20 protein-coding genes are annotated in these 18520 nt (G+C 70.9%); 10 read left to right on the plus strand and 10 right to left on the minus strand.

Going from position 1 to position 18520, the window contains the following annotated elements:
- Window positions 1–11 precede the first annotated feature (11 nt).
- From ACTOWL_RS23590 to ACTOWL_RS23610, 5 genes are read left to right on the plus strand one after another with little or no spacing between them, the layout of a single operon-like run.
- A complete protein-coding gene (locus tag ACTOWL_RS23590; protein ID WP_441323723.1) occupies window positions 12–1172 on the plus strand; it encodes an extracellular solute-binding protein in 1161 nt (386 codons plus the stop codon).
- The gene (locus ACTOWL_RS23595; protein ID WP_441323724.1) at window positions 1169–2050 is read left to right on the plus strand and encodes an ABC transporter permease; all 882 of its coding nucleotides are present in this window, start codon (window positions 1169–1171) and stop codon (window positions 2048–2050) included. The genes ACTOWL_RS23590 and ACTOWL_RS23595 overlap by 4 nt, the downstream gene beginning before the upstream one ends.
- Complete coding sequence (locus ACTOWL_RS23600) at window positions 2047–2865, plus strand: ABC transporter permease (protein ID WP_441323725.1); 819 nt, start codon at window positions 2047–2049, stop codon at window positions 2863–2865. The genes ACTOWL_RS23595 and ACTOWL_RS23600 overlap by 4 nt, the downstream gene beginning before the upstream one ends.
- A gap of 7 nt (window positions 2866–2872) precedes the next feature.
- Complete coding sequence (locus tag ACTOWL_RS23605; protein ID WP_441323726.1) at window positions 2873–3955, plus strand: ABC transporter ATP-binding protein; 1083 nt, start codon at window positions 2873–2875, stop codon at window positions 3953–3955.
- Entirely contained in the window at window positions 3948–4784 is an 837-nt protein-coding gene (locus ACTOWL_RS23610; RefSeq protein ID WP_441323727.1) for a glycerophosphodiester phosphodiesterase, read from the plus strand. The genes ACTOWL_RS23605 and ACTOWL_RS23610 overlap by 8 nt, the downstream gene beginning before the upstream one ends.
- 69 nt (window positions 4785–4853) lie before the next feature.
- Here ACTOWL_RS23610 and ACTOWL_RS23615 read toward each other — a convergent pair whose 3' ends face one another.
- The gene (locus tag ACTOWL_RS23615) at window positions 4854–5699 is read right to left on the minus strand and encodes an inositol monophosphatase family protein (protein ID WP_441323728.1); all 846 of its coding nucleotides are present in this window, start codon (window positions 5697–5699) and stop codon (window positions 4854–4856) included.
- Window positions 5700–5827: 128 nt separating this feature from the next.
- On the opposite strand from ACTOWL_RS23615, the gene ACTOWL_RS23620 reads away from it, so the two are divergent.
- Window positions 5828–6517 (plus strand): endonuclease III domain-containing protein, encoded by a 690-nt coding sequence (locus ACTOWL_RS23620; protein ID WP_441323729.1) that lies wholly within the window; start codon window positions 5828–5830, stop codon window positions 6515–6517.
- A gap of 4 nt (window positions 6518–6521) precedes the next feature.
- Here the strand turns inward: ACTOWL_RS23620 and msrA are convergent, their stop codons facing one another.
- From msrA to ACTOWL_RS23635, 3 genes are all read right to left on the minus strand, one after another.
- Entirely contained in the window at window positions 6522–7133 is a 612-nt protein-coding gene (gene msrA / locus ACTOWL_RS23625; RefSeq protein WP_441323730.1) for a peptide-methionine (S)-S-oxide reductase MsrA, read from the minus strand.
- An 83-nt stretch (window positions 7134–7216) separates the two neighbouring features.
- A complete protein-coding gene (locus ACTOWL_RS23630) occupies window positions 7217–7789 on the minus strand; it encodes a histidine phosphatase family protein (protein WP_441323731.1) in 573 nt (190 codons plus the stop codon).
- A gap of 16 nt (window positions 7790–7805) precedes the next feature.
- Window positions 7806–8210 (minus strand): hypothetical protein, encoded by a 405-nt coding sequence (locus ACTOWL_RS23635; protein ID WP_441323732.1) that lies wholly within the window; start codon window positions 8208–8210, stop codon window positions 7806–7808.
- Between the two features lie 536 nt (window positions 8211–8746).
- On the opposite strand from ACTOWL_RS23635, the gene ACTOWL_RS23640 reads away from it, so the two are divergent.
- The 3 genes from ACTOWL_RS23640 to ACTOWL_RS23650 all read left to right on the plus strand — a co-directional run bounded on the left by ACTOWL_RS23640 (window position 8747) and on the right by ACTOWL_RS23650 (window position 10855).
- On the plus strand, window positions 8747–9448 hold the full coding sequence (locus tag ACTOWL_RS23640) for a hypothetical protein (protein WP_441323733.1): 702 nt from the start codon (window positions 8747–8749) through the stop codon (window positions 9446–9448).
- Window positions 9449–9855: 407 nt separating this feature from the next.
- Window positions 9856–10074 carry a CbtB domain-containing protein gene (locus ACTOWL_RS23645; protein WP_441323734.1) on the plus strand — a complete coding sequence of 73 codons (219 nt, stop codon included), beginning with the start codon at window positions 9856–9858 and terminating at the stop codon, window positions 10072–10074.
- Window positions 10075–10084: 10 nt separating this feature from the next.
- Window positions 10085–10855, plus strand: a complete 771-nt coding sequence (locus ACTOWL_RS23650; RefSeq protein WP_441323735.1) for a CbtA family protein — start codon at window positions 10085–10087, stop codon at window positions 10853–10855.
- 4 nt (window positions 10856–10859) lie between these two features.
- On the opposite strand, the gene gph is transcribed toward ACTOWL_RS23650, so the two are convergent.
- Together gph and ACTOWL_RS23660 are read right to left on the minus strand one after the other, a co-directional pair.
- Window positions 10860–11504 (minus strand): phosphoglycolate phosphatase, encoded by a 645-nt coding sequence (gene gph / locus ACTOWL_RS23655; RefSeq protein ID WP_441323736.1) that lies wholly within the window; start codon window positions 11502–11504, stop codon window positions 10860–10862.
- Window positions 11505–11531: 27 nt separating this feature from the next.
- Window positions 11532–12125, minus strand: coding sequence for a DUF1287 domain-containing protein (locus ACTOWL_RS23660; RefSeq protein ID WP_441323737.1), 594 nt, complete (start codon window positions 12123–12125; stop codon window positions 11532–11534).
- Window positions 12126–12305: 180 nt separating this feature from the next.
- On the opposite strand from ACTOWL_RS23660, the gene ACTOWL_RS23665 reads away from it, so the two are divergent.
- Window positions 12306–14108 carry an IlvD/Edd family dehydratase gene (locus ACTOWL_RS23665; RefSeq protein ID WP_441323738.1) on the plus strand — a complete coding sequence of 601 codons (1803 nt, stop codon included), beginning with the start codon at window positions 12306–12308 and terminating at the stop codon, window positions 14106–14108.
- Window positions 14109–14221: 113 nt separating this feature from the next.
- On the opposite strand, the gene ACTOWL_RS23670 is transcribed toward ACTOWL_RS23665, so the two are convergent.
- From ACTOWL_RS23670 to ACTOWL_RS23685, 4 genes are read right to left on the minus strand one after another with little or no spacing between them, the layout of a single operon-like run.
- On the minus strand, window positions 14222–15034 hold the full coding sequence (locus ACTOWL_RS23670; RefSeq protein WP_441323739.1) for a purine-nucleoside phosphorylase: 813 nt from the start codon (window positions 15032–15034) through the stop codon (window positions 14222–14224).
- Window positions 15035–15047: 13 nt separating this feature from the next.
- Window positions 15048–15965 (minus strand): ABC transporter permease, encoded by a 918-nt coding sequence (locus tag ACTOWL_RS23675; RefSeq protein ID WP_441323740.1) that lies wholly within the window; start codon window positions 15963–15965, stop codon window positions 15048–15050.
- Window positions 15962–17002 (minus strand): ABC transporter permease, encoded by a 1041-nt coding sequence (locus tag ACTOWL_RS23680; protein WP_441323741.1) that lies wholly within the window; start codon window positions 17000–17002, stop codon window positions 15962–15964. Before ACTOWL_RS23680 ends, ACTOWL_RS23675 begins: the two co-directional genes overlap by 4 nt.
- Complete coding sequence (locus tag ACTOWL_RS23685; protein WP_441323742.1) at window positions 16999–18510, minus strand: ABC transporter ATP-binding protein; 1512 nt, start codon at window positions 18508–18510, stop codon at window positions 16999–17001. The genes ACTOWL_RS23680 and ACTOWL_RS23685 overlap by 4 nt, the downstream gene beginning before the upstream one ends.
- Between the last annotated feature and the right edge of the window lie 10 nt (window positions 18511–18520).

The raw sequence follows: 18520 nt of genomic DNA on the forward strand, positions 1-18520 counted from the left end.
CGGGGGGCAGGATGATCAATCGCCGTCAGATCCTTTCGGCCGGCGTCGCCGCCGGCGCCATCGCCTTGGTGCCGCAGCGCCGGGCCCGCGCCGCCGCGACGCGGATCGACGTCTACACCGCCAGCGACGCCAACATCTCGGACTGGTGGAGCAATGTGCTGAAGCCGGCCTTCGAGGCGGCGCATCCGGAGTTCGAGGTCAATGTCGTGATCTCGCGCGGCGCCGGCAGCGGCGGCATCGTGGCGATCGCCGACCGGGCCTTCGCCGCGCTGAAGGCCGGGATCGACCCGCAGGTCGACTTCTTCGAGGAGAACGACCCGCTGCTGCCCAAGGGCGGCATCGAGGCCGGGCTGTGGGTCGGCTTCGACGCCAAGACCGTGCCCGGCTATGCCCGGCTGAACCCGCTGGCGATCGAGTCGCCCTACGGCCTGCCCTATCGCGGCTCGCAGGTCGTGCTGGCCTATGATTCGGACAAGGTGGCCGAGGCCGAGGTGCCGAAGGACTGGCCCGGCCTGGTCGCCTGGATCAAGGCCCATCCCGGCCAGTTCATCTACGGCCGGCCGGACAAGGGCGGGTCGGGCCGCAACTTCGTGGTCCGCGCCATCCACGAGGCCAATGGCCGCGACCCGGCGCTGTTCACGGTCGCCGGCTATTCGAAGCCGGCGGCGGAGGAGCGGCTGCCCAAGGCCTGGACCATCCTGAACGACCTGGCACCGTCGCTGTATGAGCAGGGCGCCTATGCCGCCGGCAACACGCCGACGCTGCAGCTGCTGGCCAGCGGCGCGGTGTCGATGATCCCGGCCTGGTCGGACCAGGCGCTGCAGGGTCTGGCGCAGGGCGTGCTGCCGCCCTCGGTCAAGCTGTTCCAGCTGCAGGACCTGGCCCTGTCGGGCAGCTTCGCCGACGCCACCGTGCCCAGCAACGGGGCGCACAAGGACGCCGCGCTGGCACTGGCCGACTTTCTGCTGACCGACGCGATGCAGGTCTCGATCGTCAAGGATCTTGGCGGCTTCCCGGCCGTCGACTGGGGCAAGCTGCCGGCCGAGCTGACGCAGCAGTTCGCCGCGGTGATCCCGACATCGATCCCGACCTATCCGCGCGGCGAATGGGAATCGGCGATGAATGACGGCTGGTACCGCAACGTCGCCCCCAACGTCGACCGCTCGAAGTGACCGAAGGGACAGTCCCGTCCCTGCGAGCAAGCATCATCCGGCGGCAGGCCCTCGGCCTGCTGCTGGTGGCCGCGCCTGTCCTGCTGGTGGTGGCGCTGGTGCTCTATCCGGCGCTGTCGGCGGTCCTGACCACGCTGCGGGTCGAGGTCGACGGCCGCGACGTGATCTCGCTGGCGAACTACGCCGATTTCTTCGCCGACCCGCAGAGCCGCCGCAACCTCGGCTTCACCCTGTGGACCACGGCGGTGGCGACGGCGCTGCTGCTGGCCCTGTGCCTGCCGCTGGCGCTGTATCTGCGCTTCGCCGGCGGGCGGCTGCCGGCGGTGGTGCAGGGCATCGCCGTGTTCCCGCTGTTCGTGCCCGGCATCATCGTCGCCTATGCGCTGATCCGCTCGATCGGGCCGAACGGCCTGCTGGCCACCGTGCTGGCCGCCTTCGGCATCGGCGGCTACACCTCGCCCTATCTCGGCCCCTGGGGCCCGGTGATCGGGCTGGTGTGGGAGGGCGTGCCGCTGACCCTGCTGGTGCTGCTGTCCGGCCTGGCCCAGGTGCCGCTGCCGGCGATCGAGGCCGCGCGCGACGTCGGCGCCGGGCCGGTCCGGATCCTGGTCAGCATCATCCTGCCGCTGATCCGCAACTCGCTGCTGATCGCCTTCGCGCTGGAGTTCCTGAACATCTTCGGCGCCTTCACCCTGCCCTATCTGCTGGGGCCCGCCTCGCCGGAGATGATGGGCGTGTACATGCAGCGCACCTTCAGCGATGTGCGCGACCCGATCGCCGCCCAGACCCAGGCCGTCGTCACCTTCCTGATCTGCGCCGCGGTCGGCGTGCTGTATGTCCGCGCGATCTCGAAGTCCCGCGCCCGGGGGGCGCCGTGACCGTGGCCCGGGGCTTCCTCCCCCGCCTGCCCGGCCCGCTGCTGGCGACGGTGCTGGCCGTCGCGATCATCGTGCCGATCGCCACCGTGTTCCTGTGGGCCTTCGCCGAGGCCTGGCGCTATCCGGCGCTGCTGCCGACGCAATGGGGCCTGCGCTTCTGGGGCATGACCCTGGCCCGGGCCGATGTCTGGTCGGCGCTGCGCACCTCGCTGGCCCTGTCGGTGACCGTCACCGCGATCTCGGCCGCGATCTGCCTGCCTGCCGCGTATGCCTTCGCCCGGCTCGACTTCCCGGGCAAACAACTCCTGCTGTTGTCCTTCCTGGCGACCCAGGCCTTCCCGAAATTCGGCCTCTATGTCGCCATCGCCGCGATCTTCCTGCAGCTCGGCCTGGTCGGCACCTTCGCCGGCGTCGCCATCATCCAGGTGCTGAACACCCTTCTGTTCATGATCTGGATCCCGGTCGCCGCCTTCCAGAATGTCGACCGGCGGCTGGAGGAGGCCGCGCGCGACGTCGGCGCCGGCCCGTTCCGCACCTTCTGGCACGTCACCCTGCCGCAGGCCGGCCCGGCCATCGCCGCCGCGCTGCTGCTCAGCTTCGTCGGCACCTTCTACGAGACCGAAGGCGCCTGGCTGATCGGCGCGCCGACGGTGCGGACCATGCCGATCCTGATGATCTCGCTGATCAACAACCAGCTGGTGATCCAGTACGGCGCGGTGCTGTCCGTGCTGCTCTGGGTCCCGTCCTTCGTCGCGCTGCTGTTCGCGCGCAACATCCTCAGCGCCCGCACCATCGCGCGCGGGCTCGGAGCGTAAGAAGCCCATGGCCACGCTGCAGCTCGACCGCCTGACCAAGCGCTTCGGCGAGACCGCCGCGGTCGACCGGGTGTCGCTGGCGATCGGCGATGGCGAGCTGGTCTGCCTGCTCGGCCCCTCCGGCTGCGGCAAGTCGACCGTGCTGCGCATGATCGGCGGCTTCGAGACGCCGAGCGACGGCCGGATCGCGATCGACGGCGCCGATATCGGCGCCCTGCCGCCGAACCGCCGCCCGACCGGCATGGTGTTCCAGAGCCACGCGCTGTGGCCGCACATGACCGTGTCCCGCAACATCGCCTTCGGCCTGCGGCTGCGGCCGCTGTCGCGCGGCGAGGTCGACCGCCGGGTCGACGGCGTGCTGGACCTGGTCGGCCTCACTGGCTACGGCGGCCGCTATCCGGGCCAACTGTCGGGCGGCCAGCAGCAGCGCGTCGCCATCGCCCGCTGCGTCGTGCTGGAGCCGAAGATCCTCTTGATGGACGAGCCCTTCTCCGCCCTCGACGCCCATCTGCGGGTGCGGCTGCGCGAGGAGGTACGGGCGATCCAGCGCCGCCTGGGCCTGACCACCGTCTTCGTCACCCATGACCAGGAGGAGGCGATGACGCTGGCCGACCGCATCGTGGTGATGCAGGACGGCCGGATCGAGCAGGTCGGCCGGCCCGGCGAGATCTATGCCCGGCCCGAGACCGAATTCGTCGCCGGCTTCATCGGCACCATGACCCTGGCCGAGGCGCGGGTCGAGGCCGGGCGGCTGCGCTGGCACGGCTTGGCGATCCCCTGCGACCTGCCGGACGGCCCCGCCACCCTGGCGCTGCGGCCGGAGGACCTGGTCCCCGTTCCCGCCGGCACGCCGGACGCCGTCGCCGGCCGGGTCGGCCGGCTGGTCGATCTCGGAGCCGTGCGGATGGCCGATGTCGACATCGGGAACGGCACCGTGCTCAAGCTGCAGCTCGGCCGGGCCGACGGCCTCGCCGAGGGCGCCGCGGTGACGCTGCGCCCGACCCGCTGCGCATTGTTCCGCGCCGGCGAGCCGGCTCGCCACCTGACCCTGGCCGATCCCGCCCGGCAACCGGAGCAAGCCCATGCCTGACGGCATCGAGATCCTTTCCGGCGGCCATCGCACCCGGCTGAAATGGCACCGGCTGCAGCGCCGGCCCGAAGACATCCCCTTCACCCCGGCCCGGCTGCGCGAGGGCATGGCGCTGGGCGCGTCGATGGAGGTCGACCTCCGCCGCCGCGCCGATGGCGGCTTCGCCTGCCTGCATGACGAGACGCTGGACCGCGAGACCACCGGCCATGGCCCGGTCGCGACGGCCACCTTCGGCGATCTGCGGGCCTTGCGGATGCGCGGCCAGGACGGGATGCCGACCGAAGAGCGGCTGCTGCTTCTGGAGGATCTGGCCGAGCTGGCTGCAACCGGGGCCGATCCCGCGACCCTGGTCCAGCTCGACCTCAAGGAATCGGATGCGGCGCTGGACGGCCGCAGCGTCGACGCTTTCCGGACGGCGCTGGCGCCGGTGGCCAACCGTTTCATCCTGAGCGGCGGCGACTGGGCGGCGGTGCGCCGCCTGGGCGCGGCCGCGCTGCGCCTGGGCTTCGATCCCTGCGACGACGACACTCTGGGAACCCTGGTCACCGCGGCGGATGCCGAGCGCTTCATCGCCGCGGCGCTGGACCGCGCCCCGGAGGCGGCGATGATCTACCTGTCCTGGCCGATCGTGCTGCGCGCCGACGCGCTGGGGGTCGACCTGATCGCCGCCTGCCACGCCGCCAGCAAGACGGTCGATGCCTGGACCCTGAACCCGGACCATCCAGACGCCGCGGCGGCGCTGGCCCGGCTGGTGGCGCTGCGCGCCGACCAGATCACCACCGACGCGCCGGGCGTGCTCGAGACGATGTTCAGCAACAGCCTGGAGTAGGTTGGGTTCGCTCTGCGAACCCAACGCGCGCCCTGGACAATGTTGGGTTCGCGAAGACGCGAACCCAACCTACGTGGAACTGCCGCCCAGCAGCCCGACCAGCCAGGGGTGAAGCCCGGCATTGGCGCCGAGCACCGCCCCGGTCGCCGGGATCGGGCCGCCATCGAAGCCGGTGGCGACCCCGCCGGCCTCGCGCAGCACCAGCACCGCCGCGGCGTAGTCGAGCGGCGAGAGGCCGTCCTCGAAGAAGGCGTCGTGCCGGCCGGCCGCGACATAGCACAGGCTGAGCGCGGCGGAGCCAAGCCGCCGCACCCCGGCGGCTCGGTCGATCACCCGGCGCAGCGCCCGGTGATAGGCCTCGACGTCGATGCTGCGGACCTGGCCGGGGATCGGCAGGCTGGCGCCGACCAGCGCCTCCTCCGGCGCCACGCCGCGGTCGATCCGCAGCCGCCTGCCGTTCAGGAAGGCGCCGTGGCCGCGCTCGGCGACGAAGGCCTCGCCCAGGCTGGGGTCCAGCACCACGCCGGCCACCGTCTCGCCGCCCTCGACCAGGGCGATGGCGATGCCGAAGAACGGCAGGCCCCAGGCGAAATTGGTGGTGCCGTCGATCGGGTCGACCAGGAACGTCCCGGCCCCGTCGCGGCGGATCGCCGTGCCCTCCTCGCCCTCGATCGCATGGTCGGGGAAGGCGGCGGACAGCGCCGCGGCCACCGCCGCCTCGGACTGGCGGTCGGCGGCGGTGACGAAGTCGCGCGCGCCCTTGCGCTCCAGCGCCACGCCCTCCCAGCGCCCAGCATCGGCCCGGAGGGCCCGGATCGCCTCGGCCCCGGCCAGCGCCGCCTCCAGCATGCGCCGGCTGCGGTCGGTCGGCGCCTGGGCGGCGATGTCGGCGGGCAGCGCAGGCGGTCGAAGCATGGTCGGTCTCGATGAGGGTCGGGGATCGCTTATCCCATGCGCATCGGAACCGGCCAAGGCATCGCTTCCCGATTGCAATGTTCCATCTTTGTTCTTATACTAATTGAGTAATGGGCCGGTGACCCGCCATGCAGCTTTCCCTCGCCCTCGACGACCGCCCGCTCCTGCCCCAGATGCGGGACCGGCTGCTGGCCCGGCTCGGGCCGCGGCGCGACGGCCGGCGCCGCGACCCGGTCAGCCAATTGGTCCGCAGCATCCTCGGCTCCAAGACCCGGGACGAGGTCTCGCGGCGCGTCTTCAGGGAGCTGCGCCGGCGCTACCCGTCCTGGGACGGGCTGGGCGAGGCATCGCCGCGCGCCATCCTGCGGATCATCTGGCCGGTGAACCTGGCGGAGCCGAAGGCCGAGCAGTTGCCCCAGGCCCTGCGCATGATCGTCGCCTGCACCGGCCGCCTCGCCCTCGACCATCTGGCCGATCTGGACGAGGAGACGGCGATGCAATGGCTGCGCCGCCTGCCCGGAGTCGGGTCGAAGATCGCCGCCGCGGTGCTGAACTTCAGCACGCTGCGCAAGCGCGCGCTGGTCGTCGACACGCATCTGCTGCGGCTCGGCGGCCGGCTGGGGCTGTTGCCGCTCGACGCCGACTACGACGCCGGGCACGAGCAGCTCATGCGCCTGCTGCCGGATGCGTGGGACGCCGAGGATCTGGCCGAGCTCCATCGCCTGATGAAGCTGCTGGGCCAGACCATCTGCACCGCCCACACCCCTTCCTGCGGCGCCTGCCCGCTGCGCGACCTGTGCCCGCGCTGCGGCGTCTGAGGGGTCAGCCCGCCTTCGCCGCCGGCTTCAGCAGGTCGCCATGCACCGCCTTCAGCTTCTCGACCTTCGGGGTCGAGACCGCCCGGATATAGGGCTGGTTCGGGTTCCGGGCGGCGTAGTCGTGATGGTACTGCTCGGCCTCGTAGAAGGCCTCCAGCGGCACCACCTCGGTCACCACCGGCGTGTCGAACAGCCGGTCGCGCTGGATCTGGGCGATATAGGCCTCGGCCACCCGCTTCTGCTGCTCGTCGGCAGTGAAGATCGCCGAGCGGTACTGCCGGCCGACATCGTTGCCCTGGCGGTCCTTCTGGGTCGGGTCATGCGCGATCGAGAAGAACAGCTTCAGGATCTGGCCCAGGCTGATCTTGCCGGAATCGTAGGCCACCTCGATCACCTCGGCATGGTCGGTGGTGCCGCTGCAGACGGTGCGATAGTCGGCCGTCTCCCGGGTGCCGCCGGCATAGCCGGGCCGCACCGACAGCACGCCGTCGAGCTGGCTGTAGACCGCCTCGGTGCACCAGAAGCAGCCGCCGCCCAGCACGATCGAGCGGCGGCCCTGCTCTTCGGCGTCCAGCTCGGGGGCGGGAAAGGACCAGGGATCGATCTTCAGGGCCATGGCATGTCTCCGGCGGCCAGGCGCGGCCGCAAGCGCGATGTGCTCTCCAAAGTGAGATCGGCCGCTCGGCGGGACAAGGCCCCTCAGCCGGCGGAGGGCAGGCTTGAGGCGCGCCAAGCCCAGCGCCGGCCGTCATGGCTCAGTTCCACGACGCTCAGCGGCGCGATGTCAATGCACCAGAAGGACGACGCCGGCGCGCCCAGCGCATGCAGGATTGCCGCCCGGATCACCGACGCATGGGTGACGGCGATGCCATGGCCGCCGTCGCCGGCCCGGACATCGAGCCAGGCCGCGGCCCGGCGCAGCAGTGCCGACAGCGCCTCGCCACCATGCGGCGCGGCCTCCGGATCGGCCAGCCAGGCGATGACGCCGTCCGGCTCCTCGGCCTGGATCTCCTGCAGCCGGCGCCCGGCCCAGCGCCCAGGATCGACGTCGCCCAGCGCCGGCTCCTCCATGGCGTCGAGCCCGAGCGCCGCCGCCGTCTGCCGCGCCCGCAGCGCCGGGCTGGTCCAGGCCCGGTCGGCCCGCCGGATCGCCGGGCGCAGCGCGGCCGCCCGGGCCAGGGCGCGCTCCTCCAGCGGCTCGTCGACGGGAAACGCCCCGGACCGGGTGGCGGCGGTGGCGCCATGGCAGATCAGGGTCAGGCTGGTCGGCATCGGCGGGACCTTTCAACTACGCGCGGGGAGCGGCCAACCACTCGCGCCAGAAATTCTGCTGTGCCTGCACCGATGCCGGGGCCACATCGGGACCGGCGCTGAATATCTCCACAAGATCGGCTCGGCTTGCCGGCTCACCTTTCGTCAGCCTGTAGGCTTTGAGGCCGCGCCCCATGTCTCTGGCCATCCCTGATGGATACACGTTGAGGCTCGCGCCGTAGCAGAACGGGACAAATCCTTCAGGCTCGAGCTGCTGACGGATCAGGCAGAGGGCTTTGAAGAAATCTGTGGCCTGGGCTTCGATCGCCTTGCCACGAAAGGCGCATGTCAGCTTGCAGGTACCGTGGGAACTATCCTCGGTGAACACGGCGTGTTCACCATCATCGCCGCCGATCAGAGCGATCTGGTGCTGCTTGTCCATGGCCTGACCTTAAGTTTGCTTGCACAAGCTAGCCTTACAGATGCGCACGTTCCACCGTCTGGGGCCGGATGGCGCATTTCCGCTTTCCGTCTTCGCTGATCGTCGCCGTCCTTGGCAGCGGACGGTCCGATATGGCCGGACCCGTGCTTGGGCTCCCTCACTTCTACGGGTCGGTCTCCCATAAAGCAGAACCGTCATGGCGAGCCCCGCAGGGGCGTGGCCATCCAGGCTGCCGCCATCATGAGCGGCGGCTGAAGGACTGGATGGCCACGCTGCGCTCTTGAAGAAGTTGAAATTTCCTTTCCCTTCGGTCGCCGGGCCACCGGCGTGGGATGGCTCGCCATGACGGCACGGGACCAGGTGACGGCTTTCCGGATCAAATCGGGATGCGCTCCCGACGGTCGGGGATCGCTGTTTCGATCAAACCGTCATGGCGCCGTTCCCAACGTCGCCGCTCGCGCCTTCGCGTCGATCGCGTTCGTGACGGTGATGCGGTTTCGCTTGACTCCATGTTCCTTGTTTGTTCTAATCAAGGGATGGTCGATCCGATCACAGCCGAAACTCCGTCCGCCGCTTCGCCGGCCACGGACGAGGCTGCCCAGGACACCGCGGCGCTGTCCCGCCTGGCCGGTCTCGCCGAGGCGCTGGCCACGGGCTTCCAGGCCCAGGGCATCGCCGCCCTCAAGACCGGCGATCTCGACCGTGCCGGGGAGGCGGAGACCCGCTTCAGCAGCCTCTTCCTCGGCATCCGCCGCGCCATCGCCCTGAAGATGAAGCTGCGCGAGCAGCGCGAGGAGGCGAAGCGCAAGGCAGAAACCCAGCGGGACCGGCGGCAGGACGAGAAGGACCATCGGCGCCATGCCGTCGCCGACCGCGTCTCCCGCGCCATCGCCGCCGAGAAGCCCGAGGCCAAGGAAAGGCTCACCGCCGAGCTCTGGGAACGGCTCACCGAGGACGAGCGCATCGACGCCGACCTCGCCGACACCGCCCTGCCGATCGACATCCTGATCCAGCGCCTCCGCCGCGACATCGGCCTCTCCCGCCGCGCCCTCGCCGCCGCTCTCGACCCGGACGAGACGACGGAACAAGACGCGCCGCAGCAGGGGCGCACGCCACCCGATCGACAGCGCTACCTCTACTGCCAACCTTCCGAGGGCTCCAAGCCCTACTGGCTCGACCGCAGGACCCTGCAGCGGTTCGACCATCCTCCCTGGGGGGAGCCGCCGGACAGCAGTTGAACGCCGCTGCAGCACGAACGCGTGGGTTGAGCTTCGCTTCGGGCGGACTCCGACATCCCGCCGCGTTCATGACCTGTCGGGTTCGCGGGTCGCGAACCCGAGCTGCGAGACGCTCGCCCGTTCTGCCTTCCACTCTCCCTCCCCTTGCGGGCGAGAAAGGCTGCATGCGTCCGCGCGTGAATAATCGTCTTCGTCATCACCGCAACCCGCCAACGGCTTCGATTGACAGAAACCGGGGCGCGACCCATGCTGCGGCCGGTTCGCCATGGATGCGGAAGCCGGTGCAATCCCGGCACGGTCGCGCCACTGTGACCGGGACGGCGTCGCCGACGCGGTTCCGGAAGTCAGACCCCGTCATGGCCCCGGGTGCATATCAACGGGACGCGAATCCCAGGGGAGCGCTATTCATGTCCAACGTCGCTGCAGCAGCACGTCCCATCTCCATTCCCGTCGGCCCGATCCCGGTCGGCGAGGTGCTGCCCTGGGCGGTGTTCGCCGGGCTGATCCTGCTGCTGGCGATCTATTTCGTCGGCGCCGAGCAAGGCGCGACCTCCCTGTTCTCCGGCATGTATGTGCACGAATTCGTGCATGACGGCCGCCATCTCCTCGGCTTCCCCTGCCACTGAGGCCGCCATCATGGTTGGAAGCCTTCTGCTGCGCGGCATGCTGGTCGGCGTGCTGGCGGGGCTGCTCGCCTTCGGTTTCGCCCGGATCTTCGGCGAGCCCCAGGTAGACCGGGCCATCGCCCTCGAAGGGACGCTGGGCCATTCGCATGAGCACGGGGACGCCGCGGCGGCTCCGGCCGCCGCCGAGCCCGAAGAGCCCGAGCTGGTCAGCCGCGAGACCCAGGCCGGGCTGGGCCTGGCGACCGGTGCGATCGTCTACGGTGCCGCCATCGGCGGGCTGTTCGCGCTGGTCTTCGCCTTCACCTATGGCCGGGTCGGCCGCCTCGATGCCCGCGCCACCGCGGGGCTGCTGGCGCTGGCCGCCTTCATCGCGCTGGTGGTGGTGCCCGACCTGAAATACCCGGCCAATCCGCCCGCGGTCGGCAACCCGGACACGATCGGCGAGCGCACGACCCTGTTCTTCATCATGCTGGCGATCTCGATCGCAGGCCTGGTGCTGGCGATCAACCTCGCCCTTGGCCTGGCCCGGCGCCATGGCGGCTGGACCGCCGGCATCGTCGCCGGTGCCGTCTACATCGCCATCATCGTCGTCGCCCAGCTGGCCCTGCCGACGATCAACGAGGTGCCGGAGGGCTTCCCCGCCGACCTGCTGTGGAAGTTCCGGATCGCCTCGCTCGGCATGCATGCGGTGCTGTGGACCACCATCGGCCTGGCGTTCGGCGCCCTGGCCGAACGGTCCTTCGCCCGCCGTGGCAGCGGACGCCTCGCCTTCTCGCGGTGACGTCCTAAACCGGAACCGTGGCCGGCAGCAGATCCGCGAAACGGCGCAGCCGGGCCGTCTCCTCGACCGGGACGGCCCGGCCGGTGCCCCAGTCGACGATCCGGCAGGGCACGCCGGCCGCCCTGGCGCAGGCCAGGTCGATGCCGGTGTCGCCGACATAGACCGTCTCGCCCGGCGTCACGCCCAGCACCTCGAGCGTGTGCAGCAGCGGCCGTGGGTCGGGTTTCACAAACGGCGTGGTGTCGGCGCCGACCACCGCGGACAGATGCGGCAGCAGCCCGAGTTGATCGAGCACCTGCACGGCCAGCGCCTCCGGCTTGTTGGTGCACACGCCGAGCCGGATCCCGGCTGCCCGCAGCGCCGGCAGGGCGGTCGCCGCATCGGCGTAGAGCGTGGAATCCGCCACCGGCCGGGCGGCGTAATGGTCGAGATAGATCCGGGTGTCGCGGTCGACATCCTCCGCCGGCAGGCCCAGGGTGCGGTGCAGCTTGACCACCAGCATCCGCGCCCCCTCCCCCACCAGCGTCTCGATGAAGGCCACCTCCTGCGCCGGCGCGCCGCGGTCGGCCAGCATGCGGTTGACCGCATGGGCGATGTCCGGCGCGCTGTCCACCAGGGTGCCGTCGAGATCGAAGATGGCGGCCTTCATGCCGGATCTGCCTGCTGTGGATCCGGCCTAGCCGGTGATGAAGCGGTAGCGGCCGGTAAGCGGAAAGTCGAGCAGCCGATCCTCCCGCCGCGCGCCGCCGCCGATGTTGTGGATCACCAGCGACGCATCTCTGGAGCCTATCTGGCTGGTAACGATGGCGATGTGCGGCAGATTGCCCGGCAGCATCTGGGTCACCAGGTCACCCTCGGCGAAATCCTTCGGCGCATCGGCAGACAGAGCCTGGCCGCGGCGGCGGAAGAAGGCCTGCAGGTTCGGCACCCGCCGGTGGTCGATGTTCGGGTCCGGCCGCGACAGGCCCCAAGACCGGGGATAGCGGGAGAAATTCGCCTTCATGTCCTCATGCACCAGGCGCTGCAGGTCGATGCCGAAGGCGTCGCGATAGGCGCGGATGACCACGTCGGTGCAGACACCGCGGTCGCGCGGCACGTCGCCGCCCGGATAGGCCAGCCGGGCATAGGCGGGGTCGTAGGTCACGGTCACGCCGATCTGGGCCTCGGCCGCCGCCACCAGCCGCGCCGGCCAGTCCGGCGCTTCGGCCCGGGCAGTGCGGACGGCCAGCATGCCGGCCGCGCCGATCAGGACCTGCCGCCGACCGATCATGTCCCCTCCCGAAATGTTCGCCGCAGCACAGCATCGGGAGATGGCGGGATCAGGGCATACCGGCAGTTCGGCCCGATAAATCCGCATCTACCGGATGGCCTCCTGCTGCCCTAGTATCGTCGTACATTTGCGTTTGCTGTGGGGCGCCGACGAAGTGCGGCGCTTGGAGGAAAGAAGACGATGGCCGGCCAAGATCGATCGAGACCGCTGCGGTCCCAGCAGTGGTTCGACAACCCCGACGATCCGGGGATGACTGCCCTGTATATCGAGCGCTACCTGAACTTTGGGATCACGCGCGAGGAGCTTCAGTCCGGCAAGCCGATGATCGGCATCGCCCAGACCGGGTCGGACCTGTCGCCCTGCAACCGGCATCACATCGAGCTGGCGAAGCGGGTCAGCGCCGGCATCCGCGCCGCCGGCGGCGTGCCGTTCGAGTTCCCCTGCCATCCGATCCAGGAAACCGGCAAGCGCCCGTCGGCCACGCTGGACCGCAACCTGACCTATCTCTCGCTGGTCGAGGTGCTGTACGGCTATCCGCTCGACGGCGTCGTGCTGACCGTCGGCTGCGACAAGACCACCCCGGCGCTGCTGATGGCGGCCGCCACCGTCAACATCCCGGCCATCGCTTTGTCGGTCGGCCCGATGCTGAACGGCTGGCACAAGGGCGAGCGGGTCGGGTCCGGCACCATCGTCTGGCGGTCGCGCGAGCGGCTGGCCACCGGCGAGATCGGCTATGACGAGTTCATGGACATCGTCTCGGCCTCGGCCCCGTCGGTCGGCTACTGCAACACAATGGGCACGGCCTCGACGATGAACTCGCTGGCCGAGGCGCTGGGCATGCAGCTGCCGGGCTCCGCCGCCATCCCGGCCCCCTACCGCGAGCGCGGCCAGATCTCTTACGAGACCGGCAAGCGTATCGTCGAGATGGTGGAGCAGGACATCAAGCCGTCCGACATCATGACCCGCGAGGCGTTCGAGAACGCGATCGTCATCAACTCGGCCATCGGCGGGTCGACCAACGCGCCGATCCATCTGAACGCCATCGCCGGCCATCTCGGCGTGCCGCTCGACAATGACGATTGGGAGAAGGTCGGCCTCGACATTCCGCTGCTGGTCAACCTGCAGCCGGCCGGGGAGTATCTCGGCGAGGACTTCCACCAGGCGGGCGGCGTGCCGGCGGTGGTGGCCGAGCTGCTGAAGGCCGGCCTGCTGCCGCATCCGGGCGCGGTCACGGTCAACGGCCGCGCCATCGGCGACAACTGCCGGGACGTGGAGAATCTGAACCCCGAGGTCATCCGCCCGGTCGACCGGCCGCTGAAGGCGAAGTCGGGCTTCCTGAACCTCAAGGGCAACCTGTTCGACAGCGCGATCATGAAGACCAGCGTGATCTCGCCCGAGTTCCGGGACCGCTACCTGGCGAACCCGCAGGACCCGGAGGCCTTCGTCGGCAAGGCCGTGGTCTTCGACGGGCCGGAGGATTACCACCACCGGATCGAGGATCCGGCGCTCGAGATCGACGCGTTCTCGATCCTGGTGATCCGCGGCACCGGCCCGATCGGCTATCCCGGCGCCGCCGAGGTGGTGAACATGCAGCCGCCGGCGCGCCTGATCCAGCAGGGCATCCACGCCCTGCCCTGCATCGGCGACGGCCGCCAGTCCGGCACCTCGGGCTCGCCCTCGATCCTGAACGCCTCGCCCGAGGCGGCGGCCGGCGGCGGCCTGGCCCTGCTGAAGACCGGGGACAAGGTCCGGGTCGATCTGCGCCAGCGCAGCGTGAACGTCCTGGTCTCCGACGAGGAGCTGGCGCGCCGGCGGGCCGAGCTGGAGGCCCAGGGCGGCTACAAGTATCCGGCCAGCCAGACCCCGTGGCAGGAGATCCAGCGCGGCATGACCGACCAGCTGGCCGGAGGCATGGCGCTCAAGCCGGCGCTGAAGTACCAGCGCGTCGCCCAGACCAAGGGCGTGCCGCGCAACAACCACTAGCCACCGCCAGACACCGTCATTGCGAGGAGGCGGAGCCGACGAAGCAATCCAGGGGCCACAGCGAGCGGCCCCTGGATTGCTTCGCTATGCTCGCAATGACGGACTCGCGGGTATCAAATCGTCCGCACCAGGTCGTGGAACAGCCCGCCCATCCGCTCCGCCGTGCCTTTCGCGACGTCGAGGATGTGCTCGTGGTCGAGGTCGGCGCCCGGCAGGCCGGCGGCGAGGTTGGTGACCAGCGACAGGCCCAGCACCTCGGCGCCGAGATGGCGGGCGGCGATCGCCTCCAGCACCGTCGACATGCCGACCATGTCGCCGCCCCAGCGGCCGACCATCTGGATCTCGGCCGGCGTCTCGAACATCGGGCCGGGGAAGCCGACATAGACGCCCTCAGTCAGTGTCGGGTCCAGCGCCTGCGCCGCCTGCCGCAGCCGCGGCGAGTAGCAGCCGGTGAGGTCGACGAAGCGCGGCCCCAGCTTCTCCGGGTTCGGCCCGAACAGCGGCGACACGCCGGTGAAGTTGATGTGGTCGCGGATCAGCACCGGCTCGCCCGGCTTCATCCCCGGCCGCAGCCCGCCGCAGGCATTGGTCAGGACGATGATCTTCGTGCCCGCCAGCACCGCGCTGCGCACGCCATGCACCACCTTGGCCGGCGGGTGACCCTCATAGAGATGCACCCGCCCGGCCATCACCAGGATGCGCCGGTCGCCGGCCTTGACGCTGCGGAACACGCCCTTGTGGCCGAGCACGGTGGTCGGCGGGAAGCCGGGGATCTCGGCGAAGGGCACCTCGGCCACGGTCTCGCCGATCCTGTCCACCGCCGGCCCCCAGCCGGAGCCGAGCACGATCGCGGCGTGGTGGTCGGCGCCGAGCTTCTGCTTCAGGATCGCTGCGGCGGCTTCCGCCAGGGCATAGGGGTCTTCCATCGTTTCCTCGCTTTCAGGCCATGGCCCCGCGCCGGCGCCGCCCGCGGGCGACCACCAGCGCGACCAGGGTGATGACATAGGGTGCCATATCGGTGAGCTGGTTCGGCAGCCCCCGGCCCTGCAGCCGCAGACCGGCGGCATCGGCGAAGCCGAACAGCAGGCAGGCCAGGGCGACGCCGACCGGATGGCCGCGGCCCAGCATCACCGCCACCACCGCGATCCAGCCGCGCCCGGCGCTCATATCCTCGGCGAACAGCGTGACGCTGCCGAGCGACAGCTGCGCCCCGGCCAGGCCGCACAGGGCGCCGCCGGCCAGCACCGCGGCGATCCGGGTGCGGGCGACATCGGCGCCCAGCGTCTCCGCCGCATCCGGCCGCTCCCCGACGCCGCGCAGGCGCAGGCCCCAGATGGTGCGGAACAGGAACACGGCGATCACCGCCACCAGGATCCAGGCCGCCCAGGTCAGCACGCTGTGGCTGCCGAAGACGCGGTTGAACCAGGGCACCGCCGCGATCCGCGGCAGCACCACGCGCGGCAGGTCCTGCATCGTCGGGTCGGTGAAGGTGCCGGAGACGCCGAACAGGATGCGCAGCAGGAAGGCGGTCAGGCCGGAGGCCAGCAGGTTGAGGCCGATGCCGATGACGATCGGGTCGCCACGGAACCAGGTCGAGCCGAAGGCCAGGATGGCCGAGAACGCCATGGTGCCGATCAGGGCGACGGCCACGCCGCCGGCGACGCTGCCGGTATACCAGGTGCCGACGATGGCGGCGAAGGCGCCGATCAGCATCTGGCCTTCCAGCGCGATGTTGAACACGCCGGCACGGTCGCACAGTACCCCGGCCAGGGCGGCCAGCAGGATCGGCGTCACCGCCTGGATGGTCTGGGCGAACAGCACCGCGTTGAACAGCGACAGCCAGTCCATGCCGGTCATCGCCTCCGCAGGCCGGGGCGGCCCAGGCCGTGGCGCATGGCCAGCAGCAGGATGATCACCGCCTGCAGCACCAGGGTCAGCACCCGCGGCACCTCGGTCGCCCGCTCCATGGCGAAGCCGCCGGTCTGCAGCGCGGCGAAGAACAGCCCGGCGCAGACGGCGCCGATCGGCTCGCCCATCGCCAGCAGCGCCGCCATCAGCCCGGACCAGGTGTAGGCCGGCGACAGCAGCGCGTTGTCGGTGAAGCGGAACTGGTCGCCCAGCACCAGCATGGCGCCGACCAGCCCGGCCACGGCGCCGCTGGCGAACAGGGTCCGCACGGTCTGGCGGCCGAGATCGATCCCGCCATAGGCGACGAAGCGCGGGTTCAGGCCGCGCAGCCGCAGCTCATAGCCGGCGGTGCCGCGCCGGTCGGTGAACACCACGGCGGCGATCACCAGCAGCAGCAGGACCAGGCCCCAGGTGATCGGCGTGCCCGGCACCAGCACCGGCAGCCGCGCCGCCTCCTCGACCCGGTAGGTCTCGGGCATGCCGGTCGCCGGGTCGCGCAGCGGGAACCGCGCCAGATAGGAGCTGACGCCCTGGGCCGGGTAGCTGAGCAGCAGGGTCGAGATCAGCAGCGGCACGCCGAACCGCACCTCGCCCCAGGCGGCCAGCGCGGCATAGGCGCCGGAGACGGCCATGGCCGCCAGGATCGCCGCCGCCAGCCGGACCTCGCCGGGGGCCGGCAGGTACAGCGCCACCACCGCCGCCACCAGCCCGCCCAGCACCAGCTGGCCGTCGCCGCCGAGATTGACCATGCCGCCGCGCAGCGGGATGGCGGCCACCAGTGTCATGCCGACCAGCGGCACAGCCCGGGCGATCGTCTCCGCCAGGTTCGGGCCGACCACCGCGCCGGCCAGGATCTCGCCATAGACCGCGACCGGGTCGTGCCCGGCGGCCAGGGTGATCAGCGCCCCGATCACCAGCCCGCCGAGGATCGCCCACAGCACGGAGGAGGTTGCGGCACCGCGCACCGCCCCGATGGCGGCGTTCATGCCGCGGCCCCCACCACCCCGGCCATCAGCAGGCCGAGGCCGGTCTCGGTGGCTTCGGCGCCCGGCATCTCGGCGATCACCCGGCCCTCATACATCACCAGCACCCGGTCGGAGAGGGCGAGGATCTCGCCGAGCTCAGCCGAGACCAGCAGCACGGCACGGCCCTTGTCGCGCTCCGCCACCAGTTGGCCATGGATGAACTCGATGGCGCCGACATCGACGCCGCGGGTCGGCTGCTCGGCGATCAGCACCGGCGCCTGATGGTCCAGTTCGCGCGCCACCACCACCTTCTGCAGGTTGCCGCCGGACAGGGTACCGACCGCCGTCGCCTCGCCCGGGATCTTGATGCCGAAGCGGGCGATCAGGCCGCGCGCCCGGTCGCGCATCGCCGCGCGGTCGAGCACGCCGCGGCGCGACAGCGGCAGCCGGCGGTGAAAGCCAATGGATAGATTATCGGTGGCGCTGGCGCGCAGCGCCGTGCCGGTGTGGGCCCGGTCCTCCGGCACATAGGCGATCCCGGCGGCGCGGCGGCCGGCCACCCCGGCGGCGGTGGCGTCGCGGCCATCGACCCGGATCGCCCCGCCATCCGCGGCCCGGAGCCCGGCCACGATCTCGATCAGCTCGGTCTGGCCGTTGCCGGCGACGCCGGCGATGCCGACGATCTCACCCGCCCGCACGGCGAAAGAGACGCCGTCGACCGCCGGCTTCCCGGGCGCCGCCAGAACCAATCCCTCGACCTCGAGCAGCGGCCGGCCCGGTTCGGCCGGCGCCTTGTCGACCTTCAGCGTCACGTTGCGGCCGGTCATGGCCCGGATGATCGCCTGCGGATCTGTCTCGGCGGTGACCATGCGGTCGGCCACCCGGCCGTCGCGCAGCACGGTGATGCGGTCGGTCACCGCCATCACCTCGTGGATCTTGTGGGTGACGAACAGGATGGTGCGCCCGTCCGCCGCCAGGCCGCGCATCACCTGGAACAGCCCGTCGCGCTCGCCCGGGGTCAGCACCGCCGTCGGCTCGTCCAGGATCAGGATGCGGGCGTCGCGGTACAGCGCCTTGAGGATCTCGATCCGCTGCTTGACCCCGACCGGCAGGGTACCGACCCGGGCGTCGGGGTCGATCGGCAGGCCGTGGCGCCGCGCCAGCTCCGAGACCCTCCGGCGGGCGGCGGCGCGGTCGATGAACGGACCGCGCCGCGGCTCGGCCCGATAGGCCACATTCTCCCAGACCGTCAGGCTGTCGAACAGCTTGAAGGCCTGGTGCACCATGCCGAGGCCGGCGGCGATGGCGTCGATCGGCGAGCGGAACGGCTGCGGCCGGCCGTCGATCACGATCTCGCCCTCATCCGGCTGCACCAGCCCGTACAGGATGCCCATCAGGGTCGACTTGCCGGCCCCGTTCTCGCCCATCACCGCATGGATCCCGCCGGCCTCGACCGACAGGTCGACCCGGTCGTTCGCCAGCACACCGGGGTAGTGCTTGACGATGCCGCGCATCTCCAGGAACGCCACGGCACCGCCC

It is taken from the genome of Inquilinus sp. CA228 (assembly GCF_052078665.1).
In the GTDB taxonomy this organism is placed as follows: Bacteria; Pseudomonadota; Alphaproteobacteria; order DSM-16000; family Inquilinaceae; genus Inquilinus.